This window comes from Fretibacterium sp. (genome assembly GCF_057312375.1).
This window is the reverse complement of record NZ_DBHLDX010000075.1, coordinates 1-8,403: the sequence shown is the minus strand read 5'-3', so window position 1 is coordinate 8,403 and position 8,403 is coordinate 1. Positions and strand designations below refer to the sequence as shown.

The 8,403-nt window shown below is 64.7% G+C and carries 7 protein-coding genes; all 7 read left to right on the top strand.

The features are described from left to right. Positions 1-299: 299 nt before the first annotated feature. The 7 genes from ACO41U_RS09170 (at position 300) to ACO41U_RS09140 (ending at position 8,145) form a co-directional block, all read left to right on the top strand. Positions 300-1,493: a DUF3798 domain-containing protein gene (locus ACO41U_RS09170; RefSeq protein WP_485943360.1), complete on the top strand. Its 1,194-nt coding sequence runs from the start codon at positions 300-302 to the stop codon at positions 1,491-1,493. Between the two features lie 144 nt (positions 1,494-1,637). Continuing rightward, on the top strand, positions 1,638-3,239 hold the full coding sequence (locus ACO41U_RS09165; RefSeq protein WP_485943358.1) for a sugar ABC transporter ATP-binding protein: 1,602 nt from the start codon (positions 1,638-1,640) through the stop codon (positions 3,237-3,239). Continuing rightward, positions 3,236-4,342: an ABC transporter permease subunit gene (locus ACO41U_RS09160; protein ID WP_485943356.1), complete on the top strand. Its 1,107-nt coding sequence runs from the start codon at positions 3,236-3,238 to the stop codon at positions 4,340-4,342. The genes ACO41U_RS09165 and ACO41U_RS09160 overlap by 4 nt, the downstream gene beginning before the upstream one ends. Further along, positions 4,339-5,469, top strand: coding sequence for an ABC transporter permease (locus ACO41U_RS09155; protein ID WP_485943354.1), 1,131 nt, complete (start codon positions 4,339-4,341; stop codon positions 5,467-5,469). Before ACO41U_RS09160 ends, ACO41U_RS09155 begins: the two co-directional genes overlap by 4 nt. Continuing rightward, a complete protein-coding gene (locus ACO41U_RS09150; protein WP_485943352.1) occupies positions 5,466-5,933 on the top strand; it encodes a DUF6672 family protein in 468 nt (155 codons plus the stop codon). Before ACO41U_RS09155 ends, ACO41U_RS09150 begins: the two co-directional genes overlap by 4 nt. Before the next feature lie 227 nt (positions 5,934-6,160). Further along, positions 6,161-7,720, top strand: a complete 1,560-nt coding sequence (locus ACO41U_RS09145) for an acyl-CoA carboxylase subunit beta (protein WP_485943350.1) — start codon at positions 6,161-6,163, stop codon at positions 7,718-7,720. Positions 7,721-7,740: 20 nt separating this feature from the next. Continuing rightward, the gene (locus ACO41U_RS09140; protein ID WP_485943348.1) at positions 7,741-8,145 is read left to right on the top strand and encodes an OadG family protein; all 405 of its coding nucleotides are present in this window, start codon (positions 7,741-7,743) and stop codon (positions 8,143-8,145) included. Positions 8,146-8,403: the final 258 nt, after the last annotated feature.

The following is an 8,403-nucleotide window of genomic DNA, read 5'->3' as shown; positions in this document are numbered from 1 at the left end:
AGGACACCTACATGCTGGGCAAGGGCTTCATGGGAACGACTTCTGTCGAGGTCCCCGAGAAGTACTACAGCGTCAGCAAGTAGCGTGCCGCTCCGCCGACCTCGCACGTTCTCCCGCGAGGTCGGTTTTTTTATGGGATAACGACGGGTCCTGATGGGGAAGTCCTGCTAAGACCAGCTTCTTGAAAAATTCGCTCTGTCCCCCTGTTTTTATTAGGTTCGTTAGAGGGGACAGAGCCGTTTTCGATTTTTCTCGTCTTAATTCGATCCCAGGCAAATTTGAACGAGGAGGCGTTTTTAGTGAAGTTGAAGTCTGTGCTGTTGGCTTTGCTGGTTTGCGGACTGTTTGCCCTTCCCGCCCTGGCGACGGAGCCCGATTTCCACATCGGGATCGTGACGGGGACGGTGTCCCAGAGCGAGGACGACCTGCGCGGCGCCGAGCTGATGATCCAGAAGTATGGCGACACCGCAAAGGGCGGCATGATCACCCACATCACCTATCCCGATAACTTCATGACAGAGCAGGAGACGACGATCGGACAGATCGTCGGCCTGGCAGACGACCCCAAGATGAAGGTGATCGTGGTCAACCAGGGCATCCCCGGCACGACGGAGGGCTTCCGCCGCGTTCGCGAGAAGCGGCCGGACATCATCCTCCTGATCGGCGAGGGACACGAGGACCCCAGCGTCACGACCGTGGCCGCGGACCTAGTGTCCCAGGGCGACCTCATCAGCCGCGGCTACCTGATCCCCCACACGGCGAAGGAGCTGGGCGTGGACACCTTCGTCCACATCTCCTTCCCGCGTCACATGAGCTACGAAACGCTGGGCCGGCGCCGCGCCATCATGGAGGAGGCGTGCAGGGACCTGGGGATCAAGTTCGTGTTTGAAACGGCTCCGGACCCCACCAGCGACGTGGGCGTGGCGGGCGCGCAGCAGTTCATCCTTGAGAAGATGCCGGCCTGGGTCGAGAAGTATGGAAAGAACACGGCGTTCTTCTGCACGAACGACGCCCACACGGAGCCCCTGCTGAAGCGCATCGCGGAACTGGGCGGCTACTTCATCGAAGCAGACCTTCCCTCGCCGCTGATGGGGTATCCGGGCGCCTTCGGGATCGACTTCGCCAACGAGAAGGGCGACTGGCCTGCGATCCTGAAGAAGCTCGAGGACGCGGTGGTTGCTGCCGGAGGCGGCGGGCGCATGGGGACCTGGGCCTTCTCCCTGGGCTACACCCACACCGCTGCGCTGGCCGAGTTCGGCAAGCGCGTCGTGGAGGGGCAGGCCAAGCTGGACAGCCTGAAGGACCTGATCGCCTGCTACAACGACGTCACGCCGGGCGCGACCTGGAACGCAAGCTATTTCGTAGACGCCTGGACGGGAGTCCGGAACAAGAAGATGGTCCTCGTGTACCAGGACACCTACATGCTGGGCAAGGGCTTCATGGGAACGACTTCTGTCGAGGTCCCTGAGAAGTACTACAACGTCAGCAAGTAGCGTGCCGCTCCGCCGACCTCGCGCGTTCTCCCGCGGGCTCGGCTTTTCATGGGAGAACGACGGGCCTCGATGAGGCCGAGGGGGGAGTGCGCCCTCCTCAATCAGCACAATTAAGGTTTAATTCTGCGTTTAGAGGTGATTTATTTGTCCGATACACTCCTCCTGGAATTGCAGAACATCGGGAAAGAATACTACGGGAACCGGGTGCTCTCCAACGTGAGTTTCTCGCTCAGGGCCGGGGAGATCCTGGGGCTCGTGGGAGAGAATGGAGCGGGGAAGTCCACGCTGATGAACATCCTGTTCGGCATGCCGGTCATCGCGCAGACGGGCGGGTACGAGGGGACGGTGCTCATGGACGGCAGGCCCGTTCGCTTCGCCTCGCCCCACGAGGCGCTCGAAGCGGGGATCGGCATGGTCCATCAGGAGTTCTCCCTGATCCCCGGCTTCACCGCGACCGAGAACATCCTGCTCAACCGCGAGGTGCTGAACCCCTCCCTGCTGGAGTACGTCTTCAGCAGCCGCATGGCGACGCTGGATCGGGGCTCGATGCGGGGCCGTGCGGAACGAGCCATCCGAACGCTGGGCGTCGACATCAGCCCGGACATGACCGTTGCGGAGATGCCCGTCGGCTACAAGCAGTTCATCGAGATCGCCCGTGAGATCGACCGCAGCAAGACCCGCCTCCTGTTCCTGGACGAGCCCACGGCCGTCCTGACGGAGTCCGAGGCGGAGATCCTGCTGGCGGCGCTCAGAGCGCTGGCGGAGAAGGGGATCGCCATCGTGTTCATCTCCCACCGGCTGCACGAGGTAAAGGACCTGTGCAATCGCATCGTCGTGCTTCGGGACGGGGCGGTGATCCGGGACGCGGACGCCGGGAAGGCGACGATTCGGGAGATCGCCTCCTGGATGGTGGGCCGCCACGTGGAAACGGCGGGGGAGGAGGCCTCCGGTCGCCGCCCTGTCCCCCAGACGGAGCCCGTCCTGAAGGTGGAACACCTGTGGGTGGACATGCCGGGCGAAACGGTGCGCGACGTCTCCTTCGAGGTGCGGAAGGGGGAGATCTTCGGCATCGGCGGCCTGGCTGGGCACGGGAAGCTGGGCATCCCCAACGGCATCATGGGGCTCCATCCGGCCGGCGGGCGCGTGGAATTCCTTGGGAAGCGCGTTCCCCTGAACCGGCCGCGCCGCGCTCTGGACCGCCGCATGGCCTTCGTGTCGGAGGACCGTCGGGGCGTGGGGCTCCTGCTGGACGAGCGCATCGACTGGAACATCACCTTCACGGCGATGCAGGTCCAGGGCCGCTTCCTCAAGGGGATTCCCCACCTCCTCCAGCTGCGGGACGACCGGGCCATGACGGAGGAGGCGGAGAGGTTCATCCGGGCCCTCGACATCAAGTGCACGGGGCCGAGCCAGCGCGCCGGAGAGCTGTCCGGAGGGAACCAGCAGAAGATTTGTCTGGCCAAGGCGTTCGCCCTGCGGCCGGACCTCCTCCTGGTCTGCGAGCCCACGCGCGGCATCGACGTCGGCGCGAAGGAGCTGGTGCTGAACACCCTGAGAAACTACAACGAGGAGCACGGCATCACCATCATCGTCGCGTCGTCGGAGCTCGAGGAGCTGCGCTCCATCTGTGACCGGATCGCCGTCGTGGGCGAGGGGCGCATTGCGGGCGTCCTGCCGGCCTCCAGGCCGGCGGAGGACTTCGGCCTCCTGATGATGGGGCAAAGCGTTGAGGAGGCGGCGGTATGATCAGAAGGTTTATCGAGAACGTGGGGTGGCCGCGCTTCATCATCGGACTCTTCCTGTTGAGCCTCTTCATCGCGGCGCCCTTCGTTGGGGTGCGCGTGGACACGTCGCTCTCGGACGTCCTGGTGCGGTTCGGCATGAACGGGGTGATGGTCCTGGCCATGATCCCGATGGTGCAGTCGGGCTGCGGCCTCAACTTTGGGCTGCCGCTGGGGATCATCGCGGGGCTTTTGGGGGCCACGCTCTCCATCGAGTTCAATCAGCGGATACTGACGTTCGCGGCGGAACTGGCTGTGGGCCGGCCGTGGCTTGCGTTCCTGGCCTCGGAGGCCGCCCGCGCGCCCCTGAGCTTTGCGTCGGCCATCGTCATCGCGGTGCCGATCGCGGCGGTGCTGGGCTTCTTCTACGGAAAGCTGCTGAACCGCGTCAAGGGCGACGAGATGATGATCGCCACCTACGTGGGATTCTCCTCCGTGGCCTTCATGTGCATCGCCTGGCTCCTCATGCCTTACAGGAGCCCCACCATGATCTGGGGCTATGGGGGCAGCGGACTGCGCACCACCATCAGCGTGAACGGCTACTGGCTCCACGTGCTGAACGACCTCTTCTCCTTTCAGGAGGGGCACCTCTTCGTGCCGACGGGGACCTTCCTGTTCTTCGCCGTCCTCGCCCTGCTGATGTGGGTCTTCATGAGAAGCAAGACGGGCACCGCCATGACGGCCGTCGGCTCCAACCCGGACTTTGCCCGGGCCTCCGGCGTGAACGTGGACCGCATAAGGACGATCTCCGTCGTGCTCTCCACGATCCTGGGAGCCGTGGGCATCCTGGTCTACGAGCAGAGCTTCGGCTTCATTCAGCTCTATATGGGGCCCTTCTACATGGCCCTTCCCGCCGTTGCGTCCGTCCTGCTGGGCGGCGCGTCGGTGAATAAGGCCGGCATCGTGAACGTCATCGTGGGAACGTTCCTGTTCCAGGGCATCCTGACCATGACGCCGTCCGTCATCAACAGCGTGCTTCAGACGGACATGTCCGAGGTCATCCGCATCATCGTCAGCAACGGGATGATCCTCTACGCCCTGACGAGAAAGGTGAGGCTGAAACGATGAGCAAAACAGGCAGAAACTGGAACCCCCTGACGTTCCTGGCGGACAATGCGGTCCCCATCGTCTTCATTGCGATCTCCGCCGTGGCCATCCCCCTGTCCGGCTTCTCGGTCAGCCACCTGGTCCAGGAGCTCCTGATCCGGATCGGGCGAAACTCGTTCTTGATCCTGTCCCTCCTGATCCCCATCATGGCGGGCATGGGGCTGAACTTCGGCATGGTGCTGGGGGCCATGGCCGGGCAGATCGGGCTGATCCTGATCTCCGACTGGGCCATCGTGGGCATCCCCGGCATGGCGCTGGCCATGCTGGTGGGGACCCCCATCGCCATTCTGCTGGGGATCCTCTGCGGTAACGTGCTGAACCGGGCCAAGGGGCAGGAGATGGTGACGTCCTACATCCTGGGCTTCTTCATCAACGGGCTGTACCAGCTGGTGGTGCTGTACTTCATGGGCTGGATCATCCCCATCTCGAACCCCGTCATCCTCCTCTCCCGCCGCTACGGCGTGCGGAACACGGTGAACCTGCAGGGCATCCGCGGCGTGCTGGACAACCTGGTCCCCGTTTCCTTCCCCTTCTTCGGAGGGACGGTGCGCGTGCCCCTCGCCACCCTTCTCGTGATCGCCGTCTTCTGCCTCTTCATCGTGTGGTTCCGCCGCACGAAGCTGGGACAGGACATGCGCGCCATCGGGCAGAGCCAGTCCGTCGCCGACAGCGCGGGCATCGCGGTGAACCGGACGCGCATCATCGCGATCGTGATCTCCACCGTCCTGGCCTGCTACGGACAGGTCATCTACCTGCAGAACATGGGGACCCTCAACACCTACAACAGCCATGAGCAGGTGGGCATGTTCTCCATCGCGGCCCTGCTCATCGGGGGGGCCAGCGTCTCCCGCGCCAGCATCGCCAACGTCTTCGCGGGCGTGGTCCTGTTCCACCTGATGTTCATCGTGGCGCCCATGGCGGGCAAGAACCTGATGGGACAGGCCCAGATCGGGGAGTACTTCCGCGTCTTCGTCTCCTACGGGATCATCGCCATCGCCCTGGTGCTCCATGCGTGGAAGCGCAACCGGGACCGGGAGGCGGCCCGCCGGAGCCTGCGCGGCCCCGCGGAAGGGGGGGAGGAGGCATGATGCGCTTTCTTCAGAGGGCGCTGGCCCTGATCCTCCTCGTCGCCCTTGGAGTGTGGCTGTTCTACGTCGGGCGCGAGCACCAGGTCCTCCTGGACAACAAGGCGATCGAGTTGGAGGGCACGACCTTCAAGGCCCTTCAGGAGGTCCGCGTCAGCGTGAACGGCGCCGAGCCCGTGGAGCTCTACCCCCGTGACCGCGATATGGTGAAGGTCGTGGGCCCTGCGTTCTCCCTGAGGGTGGAGATCGAGGACCCCGGAAGCGACGTGGAACTCGTGGAGCGCGAGGTGCGGGTGGGATTCGGCAAGGACCTGATGCTGAGCTTCCCCCTGATGGCCGCGAGCCGGGACTTCATCCTGCCGCCGCCGGCCTCGCAGCAGACCCCCGCTCCGGAGGCGGCCGCCTCGGAAGACGCTCTGGCGCCCGGCGCGGGGGAGGAGGTCCCTGCCGTGCCGGCGAACCCCTGACTTCATCGGGACGGCCCCTGCGGGCCGCCCCGTTTTTTGCGGTGCGCGCAGAGCCGGGGTAAAAAACGTTTTTCGTCTGGCAACGGGGCCCTTTCTGTGGTATTCTGATGGCGGTTTTGAAAAAGAGTATGCGATTGATCGTGCAGCCGACGCGGACGTCGAATCAGGGACGTCCATGATCAAGGCCCCTGCCCCAGGCAGGGCTTTTAAGGAGGAAGTTGTCGGAGATGGGATTTCGCACCATGGAGGAGCTCTGCGAGGAGCTCAGGGGGAAGCGCGCAGCCGCCTTCAACGGAGGCGGAGAAAAGGCCATTGCCAAACAGAAGGAGAAGGGGAAGGGGACGGCCCGCGAGCGGATCGATCAGCTGCTGGACCCCGGCTCCTTCGTGGAGATTGATGAATTCGTGACCCATCGCTGCACGAACTTCGGACTGGAGAAGACCAAACCACTGGGCGACGGCGTCGTGACCGGTTGGGGCACCATCGACGGCCGCAAGGTCGTCGTCTTCAGCCAGGACTTCACCGTCCTGGGCGGCTCCCTGGGCGAGATGCACGCGGACAAGATCTGCAAGGTCATGGACCTGGCGATGGAGATGGGCTGCCCGGTGATCGGGCTGAACGACTCTGGGGGCGCCCGCATCCAGGAGGCCATCGACGCCCTGAACGGGTACGGCAAGATATTCTTCCGCAACACCCACGCGAGCGGCGTCATCCCGCAGTTCTCCGTCATCATGGGCCCCACGGCGGGAGGCGCGGTCTACAGCCCCGCCCTCACCGACTTCATCTTTATGGTCAACAAGACGGGCATTATGCACATCACCGGCCCTGCGGTCATCAAGGCCGTGACGGGCGAGGAGGTCACCAGCGAGGCCCTGGGCGGTGCCGCCACCCACAACAACATCAGCGGCAACGCGCACTTCATGGCGGCCGACGAGCAGGAGTGCTTCGCTCAGATCCGCAAGGTGCTCTCCTACCTGCCCCTCAACAACCTGGACGATGCGCCCGATAAGCCCACGGACGACCCCGTGGACCGCGCGGACCCCTCGCTCCGGGAGGCCGTCCCGACGAACCCCAATGTCGGCTACGACGTCCACGAAGTCCTGCACAAGGTGCTGGACGACGGCGAGTTCACCGAGGTCCAGGCCGGCTGGGCCCAGAACATCCTGACGGGCTACGGCCGCATCGGCGGACGCTCCGTCGGCATCATCGCCAACCAGGCCAGGGTGATGGCCGGCTGCCTCGACATCAACGCCTCCGACAAGGCCAGCCGCTTCATCCGCCACTGCGACGCCTTCAACCTGCCGATTTTGACCTTCGTTGACGTGCCCGGCTACCTGCCCGGAGTGACCCAGGAGCACAACGGGATCATCCGTCACGGCGCGAAGCTCCTCTATGCCTACAGCGAGGCGACCGTTCCCCTGATCACCGTCATCCTGCGCAAGGCCTATGGCGGGGCCTACCTGGCCATGGCCAGCAAGTCGCTGGGCGCCGACGTCGTCTTTGCATGGCCCCAGGCGGAGATCGCCGTCATGGGCGCCGAGGGCGCCGCGAACATCGTCTTCCGCAAGGAGATCGCCGATTCCGACAACCCGGAGGAAACCCGCGCCGAGAAGATCGAGGAGTACCGCAAGGCCTTTGCCAACCCCTATGTGGCGGCGGAGCGCGGCCTCGTGGACCGCGTGATCCTGCCCGAGGAAACCCGGCTCTCCATCTGGCAGGCCCTGAACGCGCTGGAGAGCAAGCGCGTTTCGCGGCCCGACAAGAAGCACGGCGTCATCCCTCACTGAGCCCTCAGGAGGTGCAATCCATGAACGGCATGCATTTTGAAGGGCTGTCCGGCGCGGCCTACGTCAGCCTCGTGGCCTTTTCCATCGTGTTCATCGTCCTGTTTGGGCTGACGCTCGTGATCTTCGCCATGCGCATCTTCGCTACCGGCGACAAGCCGAAGCCGGGTAACGCCACCCCCGCGCCCCAGCGGCCCCAGAGCGCTCCCGCTGCTTTCGCAGTTCGGGCCGAGGGCGCTCAGGCCAAGGTGGTGGCGGCCATCACGGCGGCCATCCTGACCGCCACGGGCGGGTCGGGGCGGATCGTTTCCATCGCGCCTGAGGCGGTGGGAACCGCTCGTGAGAGCGCCCGATGGACCAGGGCCTGGAGGGCGTCGGGCGTCCTGAACCTGATCTCGCGCTCCGTGGACCGGGGCTGGAAACGCTGACCCCGCACCCCAAAGGGGCGGGCCAGACAAGACGATCGATCCTGTGCCCTCGCGAGGGCGCGTCTGCATATTTTTTGAAGGGAGTTGTATCGGCAGTGAATAAGTATAGAGTTGTCGTGGATGGTACCGCCTATAACGTGGAGGTGGAGGAGCTGGGGGCCTGCGCCGCTCCTGCCTCCGTTCCGGTTCCGGCCCCGGCTCCGGTGCCTGTAGCGCCCGCTCCGGCAGCGGCTCCAGCGCCCGCTGCGGCCCCCGCCG

What these genes read in the sequence shown, in the direction of transcription:
- ACO41U_RS09160 (WP_485943356.1), top strand. Translation starts at nt 3,236, where the DNA reads ATGATCAGAAGGTTTATCGAGAACGTGGGGTGGCCGCGCTTCATCATC.
- ACO41U_RS09155 (WP_485943354.1), top strand. Translation starts at nt 4,339, where the DNA reads ATGAGCAAAACAGGCAGAAACTGGAACCCCCTGACGTTCCTGGCGGAC.
- ACO41U_RS09150 (WP_485943352.1), top strand. Translation starts at nt 5,466, where the DNA reads ATGATGCGCTTTCTTCAGAGGGCGCTGGCCCTGATCCTCCTCGTCGCC.
- ACO41U_RS09145 (WP_485943350.1), top strand. Translation starts at nt 6,161, where the DNA reads ATGGGATTTCGCACCATGGAGGAGCTCTGCGAGGAGCTCAGGGGGAAG.
- ACO41U_RS09140 (WP_485943348.1), top strand. Translation starts at nt 7,741, where the DNA reads ATGAACGGCATGCATTTTGAAGGGCTGTCCGGCGCGGCCTACGTCAGC.